The 19774-nt window shown below is 60.3% G+C and carries 19 protein-coding genes; 14 read left to right on the plus strand and 5 right to left on the minus strand.

Features of this window, described 5'->3' with window-relative positions:
- The 3 genes from deoC (EDD78_RS02325) to EDD78_RS02335 are packed head-to-tail and all read left to right on the plus strand — an operon-like array spanning window position 1 to window position 2894.
- On the plus strand, window positions 1-666 hold the full coding sequence (gene deoC, locus EDD78_RS02325; protein ID WP_079698096.1) for a deoxyribose-phosphate aldolase: 666 nt from the start codon (window positions 1-3) through the stop codon (window positions 664-666).
- Window positions 667-681: 15 nt separating this feature from the next.
- Window positions 682-1353, plus strand: coding sequence for a deoxyribose-phosphate aldolase (gene deoC, locus EDD78_RS02330; RefSeq protein ID WP_079698095.1), 672 nt, complete (start codon window positions 682-684; stop codon window positions 1351-1353).
- Between the two features lie 23 nt (window positions 1354-1376).
- Window positions 1377-2894 carry a xylulokinase gene (locus EDD78_RS02335; RefSeq protein ID WP_079698094.1) on the plus strand — a complete coding sequence of 506 codons (1518 nt, stop codon included), beginning with the start codon at window positions 1377-1379 and terminating at the stop codon, window positions 2892-2894.
- Between the two features lie 56 nt (window positions 2895-2950).
- Here EDD78_RS02335 and EDD78_RS02340 read toward each other — a convergent pair whose 3' ends face one another.
- The 3 genes from EDD78_RS02340 to EDD78_RS02350 all read right to left on the minus strand — a co-directional run bounded on the left by EDD78_RS02340 (window position 2951) and on the right by EDD78_RS02350 (window position 5697).
- Window positions 2951-4240, minus strand: coding sequence for an alpha-amylase family glycosyl hydrolase (locus tag EDD78_RS02340; RefSeq protein WP_132083796.1), 1290 nt, complete (start codon window positions 4238-4240; stop codon window positions 2951-2953).
- A gap of 63 nt (window positions 4241-4303) precedes the next feature.
- Window positions 4304-4834 carry a shikimate kinase gene (locus EDD78_RS02345; RefSeq protein WP_079698092.1) on the minus strand — a complete coding sequence of 177 codons (531 nt, stop codon included), beginning with the start codon at window positions 4832-4834 and terminating at the stop codon, window positions 4304-4306.
- A gap of 17 nt (window positions 4835-4851) precedes the next feature.
- A complete protein-coding gene (locus tag EDD78_RS02350; RefSeq protein WP_132083798.1) occupies window positions 4852-5697 on the minus strand; it encodes a shikimate dehydrogenase family protein in 846 nt (281 codons plus the stop codon).
- A 316-nt stretch (window positions 5698-6013) separates the two neighbouring features.
- On the opposite strand from EDD78_RS02350, the gene acpP reads away from it, so the two are divergent.
- The 8 genes from acpP (at window position 6014) to EDD78_RS02390 (ending at window position 12815) form a co-directional block, all read left to right on the plus strand.
- Window positions 6014-6271: an acyl carrier protein gene (gene acpP, locus EDD78_RS02355; protein WP_079698090.1), complete on the plus strand. Its 258-nt coding sequence runs from the start codon at window positions 6014-6016 to the stop codon at window positions 6269-6271.
- A 192-nt stretch (window positions 6272-6463) separates the two neighbouring features.
- The gene (locus tag EDD78_RS02360) at window positions 6464-7603 is read left to right on the plus strand and encodes a sodium ion-translocating decarboxylase subunit beta (protein ID WP_079698089.1); all 1140 of its coding nucleotides are present in this window, start codon (window positions 6464-6466) and stop codon (window positions 7601-7603) included.
- A 13-nt stretch (window positions 7604-7616) separates the two neighbouring features.
- The gene (locus tag EDD78_RS02365; protein ID WP_079698088.1) at window positions 7617-7838 is read left to right on the plus strand and encodes an OadG-related small transporter subunit; all 222 of its coding nucleotides are present in this window, start codon (window positions 7617-7619) and stop codon (window positions 7836-7838) included.
- 31 nt (window positions 7839-7869) lie between these two features.
- Complete coding sequence (gene proS / locus EDD78_RS02370; RefSeq protein WP_132083800.1) at window positions 7870-9306, plus strand: proline--tRNA ligase; 1437 nt, start codon at window positions 7870-7872, stop codon at window positions 9304-9306.
- Window positions 9307-9352: 46 nt separating this feature from the next.
- Entirely contained in the window at window positions 9353-10075 is a 723-nt protein-coding gene (locus tag EDD78_RS02375) for a hypothetical protein (protein ID WP_132083802.1), read from the plus strand.
- A gap of 68 nt (window positions 10076-10143) precedes the next feature.
- A complete protein-coding gene (locus tag EDD78_RS02380) occupies window positions 10144-10881 on the plus strand; it encodes a tRNA1(Val) (adenine(37)-N6)-methyltransferase (RefSeq protein ID WP_132083804.1) in 738 nt (245 codons plus the stop codon).
- On the plus strand, window positions 10874-11710 hold the full coding sequence (gene rsmI, locus EDD78_RS02385; RefSeq protein WP_132083806.1) for a 16S rRNA (cytidine(1402)-2'-O)-methyltransferase: 837 nt from the start codon (window positions 10874-10876) through the stop codon (window positions 11708-11710). Before EDD78_RS02380 ends, rsmI begins: the two co-directional genes overlap by 8 nt.
- A 103-nt stretch (window positions 11711-11813) precedes the next feature.
- Window positions 11814-12815, plus strand: coding sequence for an inorganic phosphate transporter (locus tag EDD78_RS02390; RefSeq protein WP_132083808.1), 1002 nt, complete (start codon window positions 11814-11816; stop codon window positions 12813-12815).
- Between the two features lie 42 nt (window positions 12816-12857).
- On the opposite strand, the gene EDD78_RS02395 is transcribed toward EDD78_RS02390, so the two are convergent.
- A complete protein-coding gene (locus tag EDD78_RS02395; protein ID WP_079698082.1) occupies window positions 12858-13520 on the minus strand; it encodes a potassium channel family protein in 663 nt (220 codons plus the stop codon).
- A gap of 19 nt (window positions 13521-13539) precedes the next feature.
- Entirely contained in the window at window positions 13540-14160 is a 621-nt protein-coding gene (locus EDD78_RS02400) for a potassium channel family protein (RefSeq protein ID WP_079698081.1), read from the minus strand.
- A gap of 221 nt (window positions 14161-14381) precedes the next feature.
- On the opposite strand from EDD78_RS02400, the gene EDD78_RS02405 reads away from it, so the two are divergent.
- The 3 genes from EDD78_RS02405 to EDD78_RS02415 all read left to right on the plus strand — a co-directional run bounded on the left by EDD78_RS02405 (window position 14382) and on the right by EDD78_RS02415 (window position 19682).
- The gene (locus EDD78_RS02405) at window positions 14382-14639 is read left to right on the plus strand and encodes a FeoA family protein (RefSeq protein ID WP_079698080.1); all 258 of its coding nucleotides are present in this window, start codon (window positions 14382-14384) and stop codon (window positions 14637-14639) included.
- 1 nt (window position 14640) lies between these two features.
- Window positions 14641-16752, plus strand: a complete 2112-nt coding sequence (gene feoB / locus EDD78_RS02410; RefSeq protein WP_132083810.1) for a ferrous iron transport protein B — start codon at window positions 14641-14643, stop codon at window positions 16750-16752.
- A gap of 257 nt (window positions 16753-17009) precedes the next feature.
- Entirely contained in the window at window positions 17010-19682 is a 2673-nt protein-coding gene (locus EDD78_RS02415) for a hypothetical protein (RefSeq protein WP_132083812.1), read from the plus strand.
- Window positions 19683-19774 lie beyond the last annotated feature (92 nt).

Genomic DNA, 19774 nt, shown 5'->3' on the forward strand with positions numbered 1-19774 from the left:
ATGCCTGTCAATGGAAAACAACTCGCCGCCATGATGGACGGCACCCTGATCGCCCCCTGCTCGACCAAGGCGCAGACCCAGGAGCTGATCGACGCGGCCAAGAAATATGGGTTTTATTCGGTCATCGGCGTGCCCTGCTTCTACCCCATGCTGGTGGAGGGGGTGCGGGGCACCGGGATCGTGGTCGGCTCGGGCTGCGGCGGGATCATGGTCCCCACCGAGATCAAGGTCCTGTTCGCCAAGGACGACCTGCGCGTCGGCTGCACCGAGTGCGACATGGTGATGAACCTGCCCGCCTTCAAGTCCGGGCTCTACGACGAGGTGGTCCGCGACATCCGCGCGGTCAAGGACGCGATGGGGGACCATGTACTTAAGTGCATCATCGAGACCCCGCTGCTGTCGGACGACGAGATCAGAAAGGCCTGCGAGCTGGTGATCGAGGGCGGGGCGGACTATGTCAAGACCGCCGTCGGCCGGGACGGCCCGGCGACGGTGCACCACATCGAGGTGATGGCCGAGGCGGTCAAGGGCCGGATCAAAATGAAAGCTTCGGGCGGGATTCGGGAGCTCGAGAAGGTGGACCGGATGATCGAGCTGGGCGTCTCCCGCTTCGGGGTGAGCTTCGGCAGCGGGATCAAGCTGATCGAAGCGGCAAACCAGAGATAAGGGAGGAGACATGATATGATAACAGGCTACGAGTTTTGCCGGATGACCGATGCGACGCTGACCACCACCCTGGCGGGGGTGAAGGAATATGAGGAGCTGATCGCACAAGCCAAGGAGTATCACTTTTACTCCCTCATCACCAACCGCTGGTTCATCCCGATGATTGTAAAAGGGCTGCAGGGGAGTGATACCCTGCCCGGGGCCGGGTGCAGCGCCACCAACGGGAGCGACCTTTGCGAGGTCAAGGCCTTTGCCGCCAAGACCGCCATCTCGCTCGGGGCGCAGGAGTGCGACATGGTGATGAACATCCCCCTCTTCAAGTCCGGGCTCTACGACGAGGTGGTCCGCGACATCCGCGCGGTCAAGGACGCGGTGGGCGATAAGCCCCTCAAGTGCATTATTGAGGTGTCCATCCTCTCGGACGAGGAGATCATGAAGGCGACCGAGCTGGTCATCGAGGGCGGGGCGGACTTCGTCAAGACCGCCACCGGCAAGCTGCCCGATCCGACCACCCTCCACCATGTCGAGATAATGGCCAAAGCCAACCGCGGCCGGATCAGGATGAAGGCGGCGGGCGGGATCCGCACCATCGAAACGGTGGAGCAGATGATCGGCCTGGGGGTCTCCCGGTTCGGGGTCGGCGCTGGCAGCGCCATCAAAATCGCGGCGCAGGCGGACGCGCGCTGACAAGAGAGAGAAGGGAGAACCCCATGGCCAAATATCTGCTTTCCCACGACATCGGCACCTCGGCCGACAAGGCGACCCTGTTCACCTTTGACGGAACCATCCTGCGCAGCCGGCTGGAGAGCTATCCGGTGCACTACTTCAACGCCAACTGGGCCGAGCAGGACGCCGAGGACTGGTGGAAAGCCTTTTGCAAAAACAACCACGCCATCCTCGAAGGCTTGGACCCCGCCGAGGTGGCGGCCATTTCCCTGAGCGGCCAGATGATGGGCTGCCTGCCGCTGGACCGGGACTGCAAGCCCATCCGCCCCTCGATCATCTGGACCGACGGGCGGGCCACCAAGGAGGCGGCCGCCCTGGAGGAGAAGGTGCGCCTGCAGAGCTTTTACAACATCGTGGGGATACGCCCCAGCGCCAACTTCACCATCGAAAAGGTGATGTGGCTGATGGAGCACGAGCCCGGGACCTATGAAAAGACCTATAAGTTCATGCAGTCCAAGGACTTCATCGGCGCGCGGCTGACCGGATCGTTTGTCACCGACCCGAGCGACGCGGGCTATACCCACGCCTATGACATGTACGGGCGCTGCTGGTCCGAGGTGATCTTTAAGGCCGCGGGCGCAGACGTCGAAAAGTTCCCCGACATCGTCGAGCCGGGCACTTTGATCGGGAAGGTGCGCGCCTCGGTGGCCGAAGAGGCCGGGCTTGCCCCCGGCACGCCGGTGGCCGAGGGGGTCGGCGACGGGCGCGCCTCGATGATCGGGATCGGGGTGCTGCGCCCCGGGGACGCCTACACCAGCCTCGGCACCTCGAGCTGGGTGAGCCGGATTACCGACGCGCCCGGGATGGACCCGCGCTGCCGGATCCAGAAGGGCGCCTTCACCCCCGGCACCTACAGCGACGGGGGGACCATGCAGGCGGGGGGGCTGAGCGTCAACTGGATGAAGAGCCAGCTCTGCCTCTACGAACAGGAGCTCGCAAAGACGGGGGGCGGCAGCGCCTACGACTATATCAACAAGGAGATCGAGAGCTGCCCCGCCGGCGCGGGCGGGGTGATCTTCCTGCCCTATCTGATGGGGGAGCGCGCTCCGCTGTGGGACAACGGCGCGAAGGGCGCTTTTCTGGGACTGCGGGGGGAGAGCACCCGGGCCGAGATGCTGCGCGCGGTGATGGAGGGGGTCTCGATGAACCTGACCATCATCCTAAAGATCATGCAGGGGATCAAGGACGACATGACCAGCATGCGGATCGTGGGCGGCGGCTCGAAGAGCGCCGTCTGGCGGCAGATCCTGGCCGACTGCTTCAACATGCCGATCGTCAAGACCAACATCTCGGACGAGGCCGGGAGCCTCGGCACGGCGGTGCTGGCGGGGATCTGCGTGGGGGTCTATCAGGACCTCGGCGCGGTGCACGCCTTCCACAAGGTCGAGAGCGTGACCGAACCGATCAAGGAGAACGTCGCGCGCTACCGGCAGCTGCAGCCCATCTTTGAGGACGCCTATTACGCGCTGCGCGAGATCAACCACCGGCTCGGGGAGCTATAATGGAAAAACAAAAAGGGGCCGCGGGAATATTCCCGCGGCCCCTTTTCAGTCCGGTCTTATAAGCGGTAGAAGCCCATCGAGAAGCCGGGCAGCGCCGCCCCGGCGCGCTCCCCGCCCAGCAGCTCCTGCGCCCCCTGCGCGAAGGGGATGGGCATCTCGTTTTCGTCCGCGTTGATGGCAACGAGGACCCGCTCCCCCTCAAAGCTGCGCTCGAAGCAAAGCTGGCGGCTCTGCACGGCGACGTTGCGGTAGTCCCCGTAGCAGAGCGCCTTATACTCCTTGCGCAGGGCGATCAGGCGCTGGATGAGGGCGGTCAGCTCATTCGGCTGGGGGCTTTCGAAGCACGGGCGCAGGCTGTCGTCCGAGCCGGGCTCCTTTGTTCCCGCGGCGCCCCATTCGCTGCCGTAGTAAAGGCAGGGGATCCCCGGCATGCCGAAGAGCAGGCCGTAGATCAGCGGCAGGCAGCGCGGCTGCGCCAAAAGGCTTGCGATCCGCGAAACGTCGTGATTGTCCACAAAGCTGAGCAGATGTTTGCCCTTATAAAGGGTCCAGTTTTCCGGCCCGAACTGCCGGTTCAGGGAATAGGAGATCTCGAACATGTTGCCGCTGTTGAAGCTCGAATGCATCCCCTTGTAGCACTCGTAATTGGTGCAGCTGTGAAGCATTTCGTCGTTGCAGATGAGGTTGTAGTCCCCGAAGAGCACCTCGCCCACCAGGAAGAACTCCGGCCCGAAGCGTTCGCTGCAAAAGCGGCGCAGGCGTTTTAAAAATTCCCGGTCCAGGCAGTAAGCCACGTCCAGGCGCAGCCCGTCGATCCCGAAGTCACGCACCCAGCCCTCGATGCAGGAAAAGAGGTGCTCGACGACCGCGCCGTTTTGCAAGTTGAGCTTGACCAGCTCGTCGTGCCCCTCCCAGTCGCCGTAGGAAAGATTGTCGCCCCGGGCGTTCGGCTGACCGAAGTTCAGATAAAACCAGTCCTTGTAAGGAGAGGCCTCCCGGTTTTGGAGCACGTCCTGAAAGGCCCAGAACCCCCGGCCGACGTGGTTAAAGACCCCGTCGAGCACCACCCGGATGTTTCGTTCATGCAGCGCGCCGCAGACCGCCGCGAAATCCTCATTACCGCCCAGGCGGCAGTCGATCTTGCGGTAATCCCGCGTGTCGTAGCCGTGCCGGTCGGACTCGAAGAGGGGGGAGAAATAGACGGCCCCCACCCCGAGCCCATCGAGATAATCGCACCAGTCCAGCACCTTGCGAATGCGCGGGACGGCGACGCCGTCGTTCTCCTTCGGCGCGCCGCAAAACCCCAGCGGATAGATTTGATAGAATGTTTGCTCGTTGGCCCACATGGGCTCATCCCCCTGACAATATGAAGTATCATGCCTATGATATGTAAACAGGGCGCAAAGATGTCAGAGCTTTTGGATGCTCAAGGGGTTAATCAGGGAGATAATATTGGTCACCGTGCGCTCGGGCGCGCCGTGGTTATAGAGCTGGGTGTTGCACAGCCCCGCATACACCTCGTGGCGCTGGTCGTATAAAGCGCGCAGCTGCTCGCGGGTATTTTGCATGACCAGCGGGCGGTTGCTGGACTTGATCCGCTCATAACAGATGTCAAAGTCGGTCGAGAGGTAGACCACATAGCACTCGTACTCCTTCAGCAGCGCCGCGTTGTCCGGGTCCATCAGGGTGCCGCCCCCCACGGCGACGACCGGGGTGAACGGTCCGGGGGAGCGCAGCACGTTTTGCAGCGTGACATGCTCCAGCGCGCGGAAATATTCCTCCCCCTTTTCCTTAAAGATATTGGGGATGGACATTTTCTGCGTCTGCTCGATCTCCTCGTCGAGGTCGATGAACTTGTCCAGCAGGCGCTTTGCCAGCAGCCGCCCCACGGTGGTCTTGCCGCTGCCCATGAAGCCGCAGATCACGATCGGTTTTCCCATAGCGGTTTCCTCCGTTTCTATTCCTTCGAGCCGTCCTTGCGCAGCACCTGCGCGAGCCGCTCCTCGATTTCTTGTAGCTGGTCTTCCCGAAACCTGGCCCCGTACCAGATTTCCTGCGCGGCCGCCGCCTGCAGGATCAGCATGCGAAGCCCGCCCAAAGCGGGTTTCTGGAGCTCCTGCGCGCGGCGCAGCAGCCGGGTCTTGTCAGGGTTATAGATACAATCGAACACCCGCCCGCACCGCTCGATGAGCGCGTCCGGCGCGGGGCATTCGTCCAAGTGCGGGAACATCCCGCAGGGGGTGGCGTTGATCAGCAGGCTGTAGCCTTCGTCCCCCTTTGCCGCGTCGCCGATGAGCAGGGCGCGCGCAGGGACCTGGTAGGTGGCAGTGATTTCCTCTGCCAGCGCCCCGGCCCGCGGCAGCGAGCTTTCGCGCACCGCGAGGGTGACGGCGGCGCCCAGACGCGCGCACTCGATGGCGAACATCCGCCCAACGCCGCCGGCACCCAGCACCAAGACGCTATCCAGCCCTTCCTTCCAATCCCCCAGCGAGCGCAGAAAGCCGGTACAGTCGGTGTTGTAGCCGACCGGCCCCTCAGCGGAGGGCGCGACGGTGTTCACCGCGCCGTAGCGCGCGGCGCTCGTATCGAGGCGCGCGAGGTAAGGGACGACCTCCCCTTTATAGGGGATGGTGACGTTGAAGCCGTCGAGCCCCAGAAGCCCCGGCATTGCGGCGGGAAGCTCCTGCGGCGGCACGTCGCGCAGGGTATACTGAAGCTCTGCCCCGGTGCAGCGCGCGAGCAGGGAATGCACCTGCGGGGAGAGACTGTGGCCGAGCGGATGGCCCAGAAGGGCAAACTGCATGGCGGATCCTCCAATCTGTCACAAACACATGTTCCATATCGGGATACTATGATTATACCCTATTTTTCCAAAAAGCGAAAGAAAAGAGGGAAAAGGGGATGAAGAAATTCTAAAAGGTATAATCCATAATTTTGTGGCATATAACGAGAACAGCCCTGGGTTGTGGACAAAGGGGCTTGGGAAAAGAAACTGTTAATAAATTATAAAAATCCTGCATGGCCCTTGATAAATGTGGCAAAAACAGGTATGATGATTTTCGTGAAGAGACGGCCGCCTGCCGGCGGCAAGGCAACGTTACTGAAGGAGGCAACGAAAAATGGAGACCTTTGACAGGGTGCGGGACATCCTCTGCGAGCAGCTGGACATCGAAAGTGACGAAGTGACGACGGAAGCTTCCATCCTCGATGACCTGGGCGCGGACTCCCTGGACGTGGTGGACCTGGTGATGAACCTCGAGGAAGCGTTCGACACCGAGATCCCGGACGAGGATATCGAGCAGCTCAAGACGGTGGGGGACGTGGTCCGCTACATCGACGAGCACATGCCCGAGCCCGAGGCAGAGAGCGAGGAATAACGTTTTCTTGGAAACCACTCCGCTATGGGGTGGTTTCTTTGCATGTTGGCGGCCCTGTGCGGGGATTTTAGCAAATGATGGTTGAAAAATCGCCGGCAAGATAATATAATAAGAGAACATGGGCGCGGCGGGACTCCCGCCGCGAAATGGACAGGCACTTGAACCATCTGATTCAAGAGGAGAAATGAAAAAATGGATTTTATCCTGAACGGCCTTTTGCAGATCACCTGGCAGCAGGTGGTGATGTGGGCCGTGGGCGGACTGCTCATCTGGCTGGCGATCAAAAAGGACTTTGAACCCGCCTTGCTGCTGCCGATGGGCTTCGGCGCAATTTTGGTCAACCTCCCCCAGTCCGGGGCCATCAACCAGGTGATGGCGGGCGTGGGCGAGACGCACGGGATCGTGCAGTGGCTCTTCGAGGTCGGGATCGAAACGAGCGAGGCGCTCCCGCTGCTGCTTTTCATCGGGGTGGGCGCGATGATCGATTTCGGGCCGCTGCTTTCAAACCCCAAGATGTTCCTCTTCGGCGCGGCCGCACAGGCGGGGATTTTCCTGACCGTGATCGCGGCGGTGCTGCTGGGCTTTAACCTCACCGACGCGGCCTCGATCGGGATCATCGGCGCGGCGGACGGCCCCACCTCCATCCTGGTGGCCCAGACCTTCGGCTCGCAGTACTTCGGCGCCATCTCGGTGGCGGCCTATTCCTACATGGCGCTGGTGCCGATCATCCAGCCCATCGCCATCAGGGCGGTGACCACTAAAAAGGAGCGGCAGATCCACATGCCGTATAACCCGCGCAATGTCTCCAAGACCACCCGGATCCTGTTCCCGATCATCGTGACCATCATCGCGGGGATCGTGGCGCCGGCTTCGGTCTCGCTGGTCGGGTTTTTGATGTTCGGCAACCTGATAAGAGAGTGCGGCGTGCTCGAGCGCCTTTCCGACACGGCGCAGAACAACCTCGCCCAGCTGGTCACGCTGCTGCTGGGGATCACCATCTCCTTCTCGATGACCGCCGAGAGGTTTGTCAGCATACAGACGGTGATGATCATGGGCCTGGGGCTTATCGCCTTCGTGTTTGACACCATCTGCGGCTGCCTCTTCGCGAAGGTCCTCAACCTCTTCCTAAAGGAGAAGATCAACCCGATGGTCGGCGCGGCGGGCATTTCGGCCTTCCCCATGTCGGCGCGTGTGGTACAGAAAATGGCCATCAAGGAGGACTCGCAGAATCATATCCTGATGCACGCCGTCGGCGCGAACGTGTCGGGGCAGATTGCCTCGGTGCTCGCGGGCGGGATGATCCTGGGGCTCGTGCCCGGGATGCTCGGTTAAGGAGGAAAACAGAATGGGTAATTTCCTAAATGGCCTGATGATGAATGCCGGCGTGATCGGCGGGGCGGACGGCCCGACGGCCGTCTTCGTAGCGGGAGAAGGGGACCTTTTCCACGCCCTGACCCTGCTCTGGCAGGGGATGACCGGGATATTCGTGGTGATGATCGTCATCTCGCTGATCGTCTACCTGCTTTCAAAGATCACCTCCCCCAAAAAGGGCGAAGGGGAAGAATAATCAAGATTAAAGATTAAGGGTGTGTGAACCAATGGCGGACCAGAAGAAAATGGTCGAAGAGATCACCTCGATGGACGAGGACTTTGCGAAATGGTACACCGATGTGGTGAAGAAGGCCGAGCTGATCGACTATTCGTCGGTGCGCGGCTGCATGGTGTTTGAGCCGTACGGCTACGCGATCTGGGAGAATATCCAGAAGATTTTGGACGGCATGTTCAAGGAGACCGGGCACCAGAACGTCTATATGCCCATGCTGATCCCCGAGAGCCTGCTGCAAAAGGAGAAGGACCATGTCGAGGGCTTCGCCCCCGAGGTGGCCTGGGTGACCCAGGGCGGCGGGCAGGAGCTCGAGGAGCGGCTTTGCATCCGCCCCACCTCCGAGACTCTCTTCTGCGAGCATTACCGCAACGTCATCCACTCCTACCGCGACCTGCCCAAGCTCTATAACCAGTGGTGCTCGGTGCTGCGCTGGGAGAAGACCACCCGCCCCTTCCTGCGCAATATGGAATTCCTCTGGCAGGAGGGGCACACCATGCACGAGACCGCCGAGGAGGCCGTCGCAGAGACTGAGCAGATGCTGAACATCTACGCGCGCTTTTGTGAGGAGTACCTCGCCATCCCGGTGGTCAAGGGCAGAAAGACCGACAAGGAGAAATTCGCCGGGGCCGAGGCGACCTATACCATTGAGGCGATGATGCACGACGGCAAGGCGCTGCAGTCCGGCACCTCGCATTATTTCGGCGACGGGTTTGCCCGCGCGTTCGACATCCAGTTCCAGGGGCGGGACAACAAGCCCCAGTACCCGCACCAGACCTCGTGGGGGGTGTCCACGAGGATCATCGGCGGGATCATCATGACCCACGGGGACGACAGCGGCCTGGTGCTGCCCCCCGCCATCGCGCCGGTGCAGGTGATGGTCATCCCGATCGCCCAGCACAAGGAGGGCGTACTCGAGAAGGCGGAAGAGGTCAAGAAGATGATCTCGGGCTACTGCCGCGCCGGGATCGACTGCAGCGACAATTCCCCGGGCTGGAAGTTCGCCCAGTATGAGATGAAGGGCGTCCCGCTGCGCCTCGAGCTCGGGCCCAAGGACATCGAAAAGGGCCAGTGCGTGCTGGTGCGCCGCGACACCCGCGAGAAGGCCTTTGTGCCGCTGGAAAAGCTCTCGGCCGAGATTCCCCGGCTTCTCAAAGAAATCCACGACTCCCTCTTCGCGCGGGCGCTCGAGAACCGCGAAAGCCGCACCTTTAGCGCCACCACGCTCGAGGAGCTGACGAAGCTCGCGGACGAGCGCAGCGGCTACATCAAGGCGATGTGGTGCGGGGACCTCCAGTGCGAAGAGAAGCTCAAGGAGGTCGCGGGGGTCTCCTCGCGGTGCATCCCCTTCGAGCAGGAGCATATCAGCGATACCTGCGTCTGCTGCGGTAAGCCGGCCAAAGAGATGGTTTACTGGGGCAAGGCATATTAAGGAGCGCGGGGGAGGATTCCCGCACGTCAAAGGATGGTGAAGACCGATGAAGAAAAGTTTGATCGCCCTGCTGCTCGCGGCGGTTATGGCGCTGTGCGCCTGCCAGTCGCGCACGGACACGCCGCAGGATTTTGACAGCGAAGTGCAGCAAAGCTCATCGCAGGAGGAGGCTCCAGAGGAGGAGCAGCCCCCCGAGGAAAGCGAGGAGAGCGAGCCGCAGATGACCGAGGAGGAGGCCAAGGAGCTGGTGGAGGACCTGCTGCAAAGCGGGAACCTGCTGGCGCTGGTCGCCAACTACAACGGATCGTTCGATAAGCCCGAGGAGATTTCCCAGGTGCAGATGCTCTGGTCCCTCTACAAATGGGCCGAGCTCAGCGGCCAGATCCAGCAGCCCGAGGAGCCGGACTACGAGGGCTACGCCCAGGCAGACAAAGCGACCGTCGACGCTTTGCTGCTGCGCTGGTACGGGGTCAAGAGCCTGGACTATAGCGGCAACGCGCAGACGCTGGGCGACATCGCCAGCGGCGACCCGGTCAACTTCGACCCCGAGAAGAACACCTATTACTTCATGGACGCCGACCTGCCGCTGAACGAGCGTGCCGAGCTCGGGGCCGTCAGCCTCGGGGAGGACGGGACGATCACCGCCGAATTCGACACCACCCAGATCGAGGGCGGCGAGTATGTGCAGACCTACCGCCTGAAACTGGCCCCCTATGAGGAGGACGGGCACTATTACCTGACCAGCCTCAACAAGGGGAAGACCGACTGAGAAACTTTAAGGGATCAAGGAAAACTGCGGGCGCCCGCAGTTTTCTTGGTTTAAGGGGGGGAGCACGCATGGAAGGGCCCGAAAGCCTCGGGGGCGGGGTGAAAATTTACGTCAGCCGCGCGCATCGCTTCGGCACCGACGGCTTCCTCCTCTCCGACTTCTGCGCGGCTGGGAAGGGCGAGGTTGCCGCCGACCTGTGCAGCGGCTGCGGGATCGTGGCGCTGCTCTGGTACCGGAGACGGGAGCGCGCGCCCGCGCGCTGCCACTGCGTCGAGGTGCAGCCCGAGGCGGCGGCGCTCCTGGAGCGCTCGGCCGGGGAAAGCGGACTGCAGGGGGAAATCCTGCCCCTCTGCCGGGATTTGCGGGCGCTCACCCGGGAGGACATCCCCAGCGCCAGCTGCGATCTCGTCAGCTGCAACCCGCCCTACAAGGCGGCGGGGCGGGGGATCGAAAGCGCACGGGAGCACGCGCTCAAGGCGCGGCACGAAGCGCTTTGCACCCTGACGGACGTCTGCACCTGCGCGGCGCGGATTTTGAAGGTGGGCGGCAGGCTCTGCCTGTGCCAGCGGCCCGAGCGGCTGCCGGAGGTCTTCGCCGCCATGCAGGAGGCGGGGATCGAGCCCAAGCGGATGCGCCTGGTGCAAAAGCGGGGCAACACCCCGCCCTGGCTGGTGCTCATCGAGGGGCGGCGCGGTGGACGGCCTTTTTTAAAGGTCGAGGCCCCGCTGCTCATCCAGGATGGGCAGGGCGGGTTTTCCGCCGAGCTGCGGCAAATTTACGGATGGGAAGGGAAGATAGATGGGTAAGCTCTATATCGTGGGCACGCCGATCGGAAATCTCGGGGACCTTTCCCCGCGGGCGGCAGAGGTGCTGGGGGAGGTGGATTTCATCGCCGCCGAGGACACCCGGGTCAGCCGCAAGCTGCTCAGTCACCTCGGGCTCCACAAGCCGATGGTCAGCTATTACGAGCATAACCTGCGCGAGCGGGGGGAGGAAATCCTCTCGAGGCTGCAGGCGGGAGAGAGCTGCGCCATCGTCACCGACGCGGGGATGCCCTGCATTTCCGACCCGGGCGAGGACCTGGTGCGCCTCTGCGCCGAGCGCGGGATCGGGATGGAGGTGGTCCCGGGGCCGAGCGCCGTCATCGCGGCGCTGGCCGTCAGCGGCCTGCCCACCGGGCGCTTCTCGTTCGAGGGATTTCTTTCGGTCAAGCGCTCGAGCCGGATGGCGCATCTGGAGGAAATTAAAAACGACCGGCGCACCCTGATCTTTTACGAGGCGCCGCACAAGCTCTGCGATACATTGGACGATTTGGCGGGGGCGCTCGGGCCGCGCCAAGTCTCGGTGGCCAAGGAGCTGACCAAGGTCCATGAGACGGTGCTGCGCACCACCCTCGACGAGGCCGCCCGCTACTACCGCGAGCATCCGCCGAAGGGGGAGTATGTGCTGGTGATCGAGGGGGCGAAGCCCGCAAAAGAGGAAGAGGGGGCTCTCTCCTTTGAAGAGGCGGTAAAGATGGTCCGAAAGCTGTCCGCCTCGGGCAAGGCGATGAGCGAGGCCTGCCGCGAGGTGGCCTCCCTGAGCGGGCACAAAAAGGGCGAGCTCTACAAGGCCGCCCTGCAAACAGAGGAATAGAAGCGCAATCAAGGCGCCCCGGGAGAGCTCCCGGGGCGCCGCTGGCATGAAAGGGCCTGTTTTCCCATAGAATGGAGCATGGACAAAGTGGGGAGGGCGTTTCATGCAGACGGGCTATTTCTTCCTGGTGGTGCTGGTGGTGGGGGTAATCTTCGTCAACGGCTGGACCGATGCGCCCAACTCGATCACCTCGATCGTCTGCACCGGGGTGCTCCCCTTCCGCAGGGCGGCTCTTCTCGCGGCGGGATGCAACCTGTGCGGGCTGCTGCTGAGCTGGCTCTTGGCGCCCAAGGTGACCAACACCATCCGCGAGATGGCGGACTTTTCACAGACGGACCCTTTTTCGGCCCTGAGCGCCCTGTGCGCGGCGATGGCGGCGGTCATCCTCTTCGCGGTGGCTGCCTGGATATTCGGGATTCCCACCAGCGAGAGCCATGCGCTGCTGGCCGCCCTGTCGGGCGCCGCCGCCGCGCTGGGCGGCAGGGCGGCGATCAGCGAGGGGGCCTGGGGCAAGGTGCTGTGGGGACTGCTGCTCTCCTCGGCCGGGGGGCTGGTGCTGGGCTTTTTGGTGTGCGGCCCCTGTGCGCGGCTGCTGAAGCGGGGCGGACACCGTGGGGCGCGGCGGATACAGCTCTTTTGCTCGGTGCTCCTCTCCCTTATGCACGGCGCGCAGGACGGGCTCAAATTCGTGGGTGTGCTGCTGGTGGCCGACTCCTTCCTGCTGGGCGCTCCGGCAAGCAGCGAGGTGGACCTCTCGGGGAGCCTCGGCGCTGTGCTGCTCTGTGGGGTGGTCATGTCGGTCGGGACCCTGGTGGGCGGGAGGCGGATCATCGAGGCGGTGGGCGAGCAGATGGTTTCGCTCGGGGAGCGCAGCGGGAGTGCAAGCGACCTTGCCGCCGCGCTGCTGCTGCTCGGCGCGACCGCCACCGGCATACCGATGAGCACCACCCACACCAAGACCTGCGCGGTGATGGGCGCGGGGCTGCGCTGCGGCGAAACGGTGCACCTGAGAGTGATGGGACGGATGGCGCTCGCCTGGGGGATCACCTTCCCCGTCTGCGGGCTGATCGGATGGCTCATTACCCGGCTGGTGGTCGGGGCATAAAAAGTCCTGCGCACTCAAACGGGTGCGCAGGACTTTTTAAATCTATTGGGTGAGCTGCAGGATTTTCCCGATGTCGTGGAGCACCTCGGTCTTGGAGATGACCACCACCTTGTCCCCGGCTAAAATCTGGGTGTTGCCGCGGGGGATGATCAGCTTGTTATCCCGGGTGATCGAGACCACGATCGAATCCACCGGCATGGACAGCTCGCTGAGACGGATCCCGTTGAGCTTAAAGTCGGGCGGGATCGACAGCTCGCTCAGCGACGCCTCGCCGCGGTTGATGGCGGCCAACTGCTTGATGGCCGAGATGTCGATCTCCCGCTCGAGCAGCCGCACGATGTTGTCGGTGCTGGAGATCGGGATGTCCACCCCGAGCTGCTGCATCACCTTGGCGTTTTTGGGGTTGTTGACCCGCGCCACCGTGCGGCGCACCCCGAACTTTTTCTTGGCCAGCTGGCAGATGATCAGGTTGTTTTCGTCCTTCCCGGTCACCCCGACCAGGGCGTCGGCCCCTTCGATCCCGGCCGAGCGCAGCACCTCGATGAGCGAGCCGTCGCCGCAGATGATGGGGATATCCAGGTTGTTGGCCAGCATGACGCACTGGTCCTTGTTGATTTCGATGACGTGGGGGTCGTGCCCGTGGGAGAGCAGCGTCTGCGCGAGGTAGTAGCCCACCTTTCCGCCCCCGACGATGATGACTTTCATAGTGTGATTCCCTCTCCGCTCAATCCACGAGCTTGGTGTAGATCAGCCGGTCCTTGGCCGCCAGACGCACCCGTCCGTCCCGGGCGAAATCCAGGCTGCCGTCCTCATGCAGCACGCCGAGGAGCATCTCCCCCTTCGGCACCGGCAGCTCGCTAAGCATATCCCCCGCGTATTTCAGCGGCAGGGGGACGGTATCGAAGGCGACCACCGACGAGTCGAAGGTCAGCTGCTTGGTCTCGTCGGTGTCGATGAGCATGGAGTAGACCGCTTCGACGGTGATGTTGGTCGGGCAGATGGTCTTGAGCCCGAAGTGGGAGAAAACATCCTTGCGCTGCGGGTCGTAGATGCGCGCGAGCACCCGGGGCACATGGAAAATCTCCTTGGCCACCTGGGAGACCATGATGTTGACGTTGTCGTCCCGCGTCACGGCGGCCAGGGCGTCGCACCCCTGGATTCCGGCGCGCTTTAATACGTCCTGGTCGATGGGGATCCCCTGGACCGTGAAGCCGGCAAAGTCGTTGTCGAGCAGATCGAAGCTCTCCGGGTTGCGGTCCACGATGGCAACGTCGTGACCGAGCTGGCTGAGCAGATTGGCCAGATGGGACCCCACCTTGCCGCAGCCGATGATCAGTATATTCATTCCATGACCCCCAACAATTAGGTTCATTGCGTAAAAAATATTATACCCGCTTTTCCATGAAAAAGCAATTGCCGGGGTGCTTCTTTCATCCCGCTCACAGGACGCCGCGGCAGGAATGGGGGAGCCCGTCCGGGGGCGCAGAGAACGAAGACAACTTTTTACCAATATACTGGTAGCAAGGAGCATCCATAAAAATGCAAAAAAGAAAGGGAGATTCACCTATGGATAAGCAAATCAGCCTCAGCGAGCTTGATATAGACCACAGCGCCAAGGTGCAGGCGCTGGATTTTGACGGAAACGAGCGGCGCAGGATGCTGGACCTCGGACTGCGCGAGGGCAGCGTCATCAAGCCGGTGCTCAGCAGTCCCTCGGGCAACCCGACCGCCTACCAGGTGTGCGGCGCAATCATCGCTTTGCGCAGCTGCGACAGCATGCGGATCAGCGTTTCCCCCCTCGCCGCGCAGGGAGGTGCCATCTAGCATGGCCCTTCTGCACAGCGCACCGCAAAGCGTTCCGCCGATACATAGCACGGCCCCGGGCGGCTATACCGTCGCCCTGATGGGGAACCCGAACGTCGGGAAGTCCACCGTCTTCAACTTCCTGACGGGAATGCATCAGCACACCGGCAACTGGCCGGGTAAAACGGTGGCGGTCGCCAGCGGCGAGTACCTCTATGGGGACAGGCAATACACCGTGATCGACCTGCCGGGGACCTACTCGCTCTCGGCAAACTCGCCGGAGGAAGAGATCGCACGGGATTACCTGTGTTTTGAGCATCCGGATGTGACCATCGTGGTGGCGGACGCCACCTCCCTGCTGCGCAACCTGAACCTCCTGCTGCAGACGCTGGAGATCACCGGGAACGTGGTGCTCTGCGTCAACCTGATGGACGAGGCGAAGCGCAAGGGGATCACGGTGGATGTTAAGGCGCTGGAAAAGCGCTTGGGGATCCCGGTGGTGGCTGCTTCGGCGGCGCAGGGCGAGGGGATGAAGGAGCTGATGGAGGCGGTAGGGCGCGCCTGCGACGAACCGGCGAGCCCGGATATCGCGCCGGTCGGCTACGGCCCGGTGCTGGAGAACGCGCTGGACACCGTCAAAGAGAGCCTGCCCTTCATGGGCGAGCGGGAAAAGCGGTTCGCGGCGCTGCAGCTGCTCTGCGCACAGGAGGAGCTGGCGCTGCGCTTCGTGCGGGAAAATGGGGTGGAACCTTCCGGCCAGAACCTCGACTCCTCGCTCGGCCACGCTTGGCATATCCTGCGCCTGTCCGGCGTACGCCCCGAACGGATCGAGGACCTGGTCGTCAAGAAGATCGGCACCCGGGCTCAGGAAATCTATGAGGAGACGGTGCGCACCTTCTGCAGCCGCCGCTCGTCGCGGGACTTAAAGCTCGACCGGGTGCTCACCTCCAAGCGCTACGGCATCCCGATCATGCTGCTGCTCCTGTGCGCGGTGTTCTGGCTGACCATCACCGGGGCGAACTACCCGAGCGCGGCGCTCTCCACCCTGCTGTTCGGGTTGGGGGACGTCATGGGCGGATGGTTGAGCGCCGCGGGCGCGCCGCAGTGGCTCCACGGCTTTTTGATCATGGGGGTCTGGCGCACCGTGGCCTGGGTCGTGTCGGTTATGCTGCCCCCGATGGCGATCTTCTTTCCGTTGTTCACCCTGCTCGAGGATTTGGGGTATCTACCGAGGGTCGCCTTCAATATGGATAACGCCTTCTACCGCTGCGGGGCCTGCGGCAAGCAGGCGCTGACCATGTGTATGGGCTTTGGCTGCAACGCGGCCGGAGTGATCGGCTGCCGGATCATCTCCTCTCCCCGCGAGCGGCTGATCGCGATCCTGACCAACAATTTTGTCCCCTGTAACGGACGTTTTCCGACCCTTATTGCAATTATCACCATGTTCTTTTGCGGGACGCTGGTGGCCCCGCTCGATTCGGTCCTCTCGGCGCTGCTACTCACCGGTGTGATCCTCTTCGGCGTGGCGATGACCCTGCTGGTGAGCAAGCTCCTTTCCAAGACGGTGCTCAAGGGCCTACCCTCCTCCTTCACGCTCGAGCTGCCGCCCTACCGCAAGCCGCAGGTGCTCAAGGTGGTAGTGCGCTCCATCTTTGATCGGACCCTCTTCGTGCTCGGGCGGGCGGTGGCGGTCGCCATTCCCGCGGGAGCGCTGATCTGGCTGATGGCCAACGTTATGGTCGGCGATGTGAGTGTGCTCAGCCTCTGCGCCGGATTTTTGGACCCCTTCGCTCAACTGCTGGGGATGGACGGCGTTATCCTGCTGGCCTTCATTCTGGGGCTGCCGGCCAACGAGATCGTGGTGCCGATCATCATTATGAGCTACATGGCGACCGGACATATGATCGAGATGGAAAATCTCAGCGCGCTGCGCGCCCTGCTGGTGGATCACGGCTGGACTTGGGTGACGGCCTGCTGCGTCATGCTCTTTTCGCTGGTACATTTCCCCTGTGCGACCACCATGCTGACCATCAAAAAGGAGACGGGGAGCCTCAAATGGACCGCGCTTGGATTCTTGATTCCAACGGTGCTGGGGATGATGATCTGCGCGGCGTTCAATCTGATTTTTGGATGATGAAATTTGTAGGAAATTTGAAGTTGTCTGTTTGAGGGACGAAAAAGTCTAAGTCAAATTACAAATAAGGCAAGAGCCCCGGATGGTCATATTGACCATCCGGGGCTCTTGGACATTGGTTAGAAAGTCTAATTTCCCCAAATGAAGTCGACAATTTTCGTCAATATATTGACTGTATTTTCCAATGTGGTATAGTAAAGGGGAGGATAAGACAAAGAACTGAGGTGTGCTTTATGTGTTTAAAAGGAAAGGTCAGCTTGCGGATCGTCAGCATGATTCTTTTTATGGCCGTTGTTTTGACGGGGCTGCCGTTTAGCGGGCCCTTTAGCGTGGTCGCCTATGGAGCCTCGAGTACGATGGGGGAGTCCGATTACCCTATGGAGACGACAGTAACGCTTGACGGAAGGCCAGCATCTGGCGTAGAGGTGGAATTACACGCAACCGAATGGTGGAATTATAGCGAATCCGCAGTGACAAACGCTCAAGGTAAGGCATCATTTGGAAGAAAACCTTCTTTGGACTCTGGAAAATATTACTTCAAAGTTGCCAAAACTGATAAGCATTCGGCATATGATGGAAAAGATAAGGCATTTTCACTTCCAGGAACAGTGCCCACAATAGAATTGACGCAGGGGTATACTGTAGAGACAACGGTCACGCTCGACGGAAGGCCGATGCCTGATGTGTGGGTGAAGCTATATACGATTGACGCCAAAGACGATATAAGTTACGTAGAGCAGGTGAAGACAGATACCCAGGGAAAAATTTCATTTGGAAGACAACCTTCTCTAGTAGGGAAAAAATATTATTTTTTTATCCCTCAAACCACCTCTGAATACTCGGAATATGATGGAAAGGATAAAGCCTTTTCGCTCCCTGGAAAAGTGCCAACCATTGAACTGGATAAGGGCTGTGCTATAACGGCGACGGTCACAGTGGACGGCATACCGCGTTCAGATGTTAAAGTAATTTTGAAGTATAATTACGATTATGAGGTGACATCTGATGCGAATGGAAAGGTGACCTTCAGTGGACTGCCGGCAAATACCAATGCTTATTTCAAGGTCGAGGCTGCTGATGACTATATGGCATATAAGAGCCCGGTGTTCAAGCTTGGGGTCAATCCTCCCGCGGTCATTCCGCTCAAGACGGGGAACCGGTTGTCTACTACCGTCACCTATATGGGTCAGCCGGTTAAAAACAAATGGGTCACGCTGCGCTGTATCCCCTTCGAGGCTTCAGATTGCGATATTTTAGCTATGACAGATGAAAATGGCGTGGCAGTATTTGAAAAGGTTCCGGACGGGGATTGCTATTTTATCGTCAAGGCATCTGAATCAGATGAATACGCCAATTATGATGGTAAGTTTTACGATAAAAGATTTACAGTTCCTGGTGACGAAATTCCCAGTATTGAGTTGGAAGAAGGTCATAAGATTTCATTCCAGGTATCTCTGGAAAATGGAAAAGAAATAAAGGACCTGAATATCAAGCTGTTTTACCGCCATCCCAGGGAGGTCAATTTTCGGATAGCACAGAAAAACCTGAGGGGCTCGCTGGGAACTAATCCAACGATAACCTTTAGCAATCTTTCAAAACTTGATAACTGTTATATTCAGATTGAAAGGGAAGAGGGACAAAACGCCCGATATTATGGCGACGAGCAAGGTGAGTTTTTCTCTATCCCCGGCAATGCTCCGGATATTGTTTTAAAAATTGGGGAAAGCGGGAGCGTCCGGGTAACAATGAATGGGCTACCTAGACAAGGCGTTTATGTAAGAATAAGAGGCACTAATGATATCGTTTCTTCTGTGACAAAAGATGACGGCATTGCTTCCTTCACCAATCTTTCCGTTAGTCAGAAAGCCTATTTGGTTGTTGGCCGAAAAAAAGGTGAGTTTGCCGCTTACAATGGGGCCAACAAAAACAAGGTGTTTTCTACCACAGATGGCAAATATCCAGACATCGAGCTGGAGAAGGGGGGAGCTTTTACCGCAAGGTTTTTAGATCATGGGAAACCGTTGACAAATATAGAAGTAGACTTGTATCAAATTGATGCAATGGATGAATACTGGAACGCCGGGGAAGAAAAAGTAAACCAAAGTGGAGTAGCGACTTTTACCAATATCGTACCAGGAGGGAATTACTATTTTGTCCTTTCTAGGGAAGACGATGATGGCTTTTGGATTCCTTTTTACGACGGCGAAGACCTCCCGAAATACACCCTCCCGGCCGATATCACCATCGACATTGGTGACAATAGCGGCTCGTCGACGAGTTCGCGCAGAAAGGACAAGAACGACAACAGCGGGAACTGGAACCAGTCTTATACCGCGCCGAAGCTCGGCGGCAGCGCCCCTGCACCTATAAGCGGGCCGGTCAATACCGAGACCGCCGTCAACCTGACCAGGGAGGCGCTCAAGGTGGCCGGGCAGGCCGGAAACACTTCCGCTGTAGTTAAGTTCCGGAATGTCGGCGCAATGACGCTGGCCACGGCGCGGGCGATCGGGGAAGCGGCGGGAACCACGCCGGTCAAAATTCATGCCGACTCCACGCTGGGTGACGGTACCGTCGATGTGCGGCTGACCCTTAGCCCCGCGCAGATGACCAAGGATATCGACCTGTCCGCCTCTACGGTTTCCGAGCGCGCAAAATCCACCAAGGCGCTCTTTGGCAAATGGTTTAAAAACCGTTTGCAGGTAATCAGCTTCACGCAGCAAGGGAGCTTCGGCATGCCGGTCGAAATCGCGGTCAAGCCGGACAAGGAGCTGGATCAGAAGTCCCTTTACTTCTACCACTATGACAAAGAGACCAACTCTTATAAACAGATTCCCGCGCCCAATTATTGGATGGATGAAAACGGGTATCTGCACTTCACTACCTCCCTCGCAGGGGACGTTATCATCACGGATGCGCCGCTTCAAAAGTAATAGCGGTCCCAATTGTTATGTCAGCCGCCCGGCCTTCCATTTGGAAGGCCGGGCGGTTTTTTGCTTGCCAAACGGAGAAGGGATGCTATAAT

It is taken from the genome of Harryflintia acetispora (assembly GCA_004340125.1).
GTDB lineage: Bacteria > Bacillota > Clostridia > Oscillospirales > Ruminococcaceae > Harryflintia > Harryflintia acetispora.

Coding starts and splice junctions, on each gene's coding strand:
- deoC (WP_079698096.1), top strand. CDS start 1: ATGCCTGTCAATGGAAAACAACTCGCCGCCATGATGGACGGCACCCTG.
- deoC (WP_079698095.1), top strand. CDS start 682: ATGATAACAGGCTACGAGTTTTGCCGGATGACCGATGCGACGCTGACC.
- EDD78_RS02335 (WP_079698094.1), top strand. CDS start 1,377: ATGGCCAAATATCTGCTTTCCCACGACATCGGCACCTCGGCCGACAAG.
- EDD78_RS02340 (WP_132083796.1), bottom strand. CDS start 4,240: ATGTGGGCCAACGAGCAAACATTCTATCAAATCTATCCGCTGGGGTTT.
- EDD78_RS02345 (WP_079698092.1), bottom strand. CDS start 4,834: ATGGGAAAACCGATCGTGATCTGCGGCTTCATGGGCAGCGGCAAGACC.
- EDD78_RS02350 (WP_132083798.1), bottom strand. CDS start 5,697: ATGCAGTTTGCCCTTCTGGGCCATCCGCTCGGCCACAGTCTCTCCCCG.
- acpP (WP_079698090.1), top strand. CDS start 6,014: ATGGAGACCTTTGACAGGGTGCGGGACATCCTCTGCGAGCAGCTGGAC.
- EDD78_RS02360 (WP_079698089.1), top strand. CDS start 6,464: ATGGATTTTATCCTGAACGGCCTTTTGCAGATCACCTGGCAGCAGGTG.
- EDD78_RS02365 (WP_079698088.1), top strand. CDS start 7,617: ATGGGTAATTTCCTAAATGGCCTGATGATGAATGCCGGCGTGATCGGC.
- proS (WP_132083800.1), top strand. CDS start 7,870: ATGGCGGACCAGAAGAAAATGGTCGAAGAGATCACCTCGATGGACGAG.
- EDD78_RS02375 (WP_132083802.1), top strand. CDS start 9,353: ATGAAGAAAAGTTTGATCGCCCTGCTGCTCGCGGCGGTTATGGCGCTG.
- EDD78_RS02380 (WP_132083804.1), top strand. CDS start 10,144: ATGGAAGGGCCCGAAAGCCTCGGGGGCGGGGTGAAAATTTACGTCAGC.
- rsmI (WP_132083806.1), top strand. CDS start 10,874: ATGGGTAAGCTCTATATCGTGGGCACGCCGATCGGAAATCTCGGGGAC.
- EDD78_RS02390 (WP_132083808.1), top strand. CDS start 11,814: ATGCAGACGGGCTATTTCTTCCTGGTGGTGCTGGTGGTGGGGGTAATC.
- EDD78_RS02395 (WP_079698082.1), bottom strand. CDS start 13,520: ATGAAAGTCATCATCGTCGGGGGCGGAAAGGTGGGCTACTACCTCGCG.
- EDD78_RS02400 (WP_079698081.1), bottom strand. CDS start 14,160: ATGAATATACTGATCATCGGCTGCGGCAAGGTGGGGTCCCATCTGGCC.
- EDD78_RS02405 (WP_079698080.1), top strand. CDS start 14,382: ATGGATAAGCAAATCAGCCTCAGCGAGCTTGATATAGACCACAGCGCC.
- feoB (WP_132083810.1), top strand. CDS start 14,641: ATGGCCCTTCTGCACAGCGCACCGCAAAGCGTTCCGCCGATACATAGC.